This window comes from Oscillochloris sp. ZM17-4 (genome assembly GCF_019599295.1).
In the GTDB taxonomy this organism is placed as follows: domain Bacteria; phylum Chloroflexota; class Chloroflexia; order Chloroflexales; family Chloroflexaceae; genus Oscillochloris.
The window spans coordinates 1-2885 of the sequence record NZ_JAIEWN010000129.1 but is presented as its reverse complement, the minus strand read 5'-3'; the positions used below and the strand labels follow the sequence as shown (position 1 = coordinate 2885).

The following is a 2885-nucleotide window of genomic DNA, read 5'->3' as shown; positions in this document are numbered from 1 at the left end:
AGGGGTCGCGACTGGGACGAAGTCGTAACAAGGTAGCCGTAGCGGAAGCTGCGGCTGGATCACCTCCTTTCTAGGGAGCTGTGCCGCAAGGCACCATCCCGCTCATCTGCGTGGATCATTTGCTATCGTGATTTAGTTGTGCGGGGCAACCCGTCGTACCTTACCAACTGATGGAGCGTGACATTGAAAGACCGGTCGGGCGCCGCTGGCGTCCGGCAGCCGGCTGCGCCGCCGCCGCGCGTGAGCGCCGCGGACGCAGGCGGAGGGAAGACAGAATGAGCACACGATGGATGCCCTGGCGCTACGTGCCGATGAAGGACGGGGCACCGCTCCGATAAGCTGTGGGGAGCCGCACGCAGGCTGAGATCCACAGATCTCCGAATGGGGCAACCCGCCGTTACGACGGCACCGTCGCAAGACGGAGGGCACCCGGCCAACTGAAACATCTCAGTAGCCGGAGGAAGAGAGAACCACACCCGTAGTAGTGGCGAACGAACCGGGTTTCTGCCTAAACCACGCCGGTGCCAAGGGGCCACCGTTGCCGGCGTGGGGTTGTAGGACTGATGGGGGTGCTGGCCGGCACCCGCGCGAGCTAAGCGGACAGGCGAAGCGGTCTGGAAAGCCGCACCAGAGCGCGTGAGAGTCGCGTAGCCGTCTGTGACCGTCGCGTCATCAGCACCTGAGTACGTCCGGGCACGAAGAACCTGGGCGGAAGCAAGGGGGACCACCCTCTAAGGCAAGCTACACGTAGCGACCGATAGCGCACAGTACCGTGAGGGAACGGTGAAAAGTACCCCGGTGAGGGGAGTGAAACAGAACCTGAAATCGTGTGCTTACATGCCGTGGGAGGCGTAGGGGCGGCCCTGGTGGCCGCCCACGCTGACCGCGTGCCTTTTGGAGTATGATCCGGCGAGTTACCCTCGGTGGCGCGGTTAAGGCAGTGACAGCCGGAGCCGCAGGGAAACCGAGTCTTAACGGGCGACCATCGTCGCCGGGGGTAGACGCGAAACCACGTGAGCTATCCATGGCCAGGCTGAAGCGTCCCTAACAGGACGTGGAGGGCCGCACCGGTGTGGGTTACAAACCGCTCGGATGAGCTGTGGATAGGGGTGAAATGCCAATCGAACGTGGAGATAGCTCGTTCTCCCCGAAATGTATTGAGGTACAGCCGCGGCTTAGCGGCCCTCGGAGGTAGAGCGCTGTTGTTGTGCGGGGGCTTCACCGCTTACCAAGCGACGGCAAACTGCGAATGCCGAGGTGCTGACACCGCGAGTGAGACGGCGGGTGCGAATATCCGTGGTCAAGAGGGAAACAGCCCAGATCGCCAGCTAAGGCCCCCAAATCACCACTGAGTGGGAAAGGTTGTGGTGCCGCGCAGACAACCAGGAGGTTGGCTTAGAAGCAGCCACCCTTGAAAGAGTGCGTAATAGCTCACTGGTCGAGTAGCGCTGCGCCGATGCTGTAACGGGGCAAAGTGGTGTGCCGAAGCTGCGGGAGGAGCAATCCTCGGTAGGGGAGCGTCGTCGGGGCAGAGAAGCGTCAGCGCAAGCCGGCGTGGAGCGCCGACGAGTGCGAATGCCGGAATGAGTAACAGAGAAGTGGGGTCAGAACCCCCACCACCGCAAGCCTGAGGGTTCCGCCGCACGGGTGCACCACGGCGGGTGAGTCGGGCCTAAGGCGTAGCCGCAAGGCGAAGCCGATGGACAATCGGTTGATATTCCGATACCGTCCTGCTATCGTTTGACCAATGCCGAATGCTGAGGGGGAGTCGCCGCGGCGAGACGAGCGCCGTGTAAGCCGGTAGGGAGGTGGCGGAGGCAAATCCCCGTCATCGATGACCGAGAGGCAATGCCGAGGCCACGGAGCAATCCACGGCCAAGGGCGAGGCACCTGCGCAGCCACGAAAGGTCGGCTCGGGAGATAGCGGACGCCCGTACCGCAAACCGACACAGGTAGGCTGGTCGAGTAGACTAAGGTGGACGAGTGATCCCTGGTTAAGGAACTCGGCAAATTGACCCCGTACCTTCGGAAGAAGGGGTGCTGCGTGTAGCGTGAAGCCGCTGGCCGGTGGAGCGCGAGGCAGCCGCAGGGTCCAGGCCCGGGCGACTGGATAACAGAACCACAGCTCCCTGCTCAACGCGTAAGCGGACGTATAGGGGGTGATGCCTGCCCAGTGCCGGAAGGTTAAGGGGAGGGGTGCGAGCTCCGAACCGAAGCCCCGGTAAACGGCGGCTGTAACTATAACAGTCCTAAGGTAGCGAAATTCCTTGTCGGGTAAGTTCCGACCCGCACGAAAGGCATCACGATCTGGGCACTGTCTCAACCAGGGGCTCGGTGAAATTGCAGTGGCCGTGAAGATGCGGCCAACTCATAGCAGGACAAAAAGACCCCGTGGAGCTTTACTACAACTTGCCATCGGATAGATCGCTGCGATGCGTAGGATAGGTGGGAGCCGATGAGCCGGCCCTTGCGGGGGTCGGGGAGGCACTGGTGAAATACCACTCTTCGCTGCGGTTTGTCCTCACCCGCGGGCTGCGGGGACGGTGGCTGGTGGGTAGTTTGACTGGGGCGGTCGCCTCCCAAACGGTAACGGAGGCGCGCAACGGTCCCCTCATGTGGGATGGCCATCCACAATTGCGTGCAACGGCACAAGGGGGCTTGACTGCGAGACACACAGGTCGAGCAGGGACGAAAGTCGGCCGTAGTGATCCCACAGTGCTGCGTGGAAAGGCTGTGGCTTAACGGACAAAAGCTACCCCGGGGATAACAGGCTCAGACCGCCCAAGAGTTCATATCGACGGCGGAGCGTGGCACCTCGATGTCGGCTCGTCGCATCCTGGGGCTGGAGTAGGTCCCAAGGGTTGGGCTGTTCGCCCATTAAAGCG

2 rRNA genes are annotated in these 2885 nt (G+C 62.2%); both read left to right on the top strand.

The window, feature by feature from the left end:
* Positions 1-70 (top strand): 16S ribosomal RNA (locus K2Z83_RS28095); the annotation flags it as partial.
* A 193-nt stretch (positions 71-263) separates the two neighbouring features.
* A 23S ribosomal RNA gene (locus K2Z83_RS28090) occupies positions 264-2885 on the top strand; the annotation flags it as partial.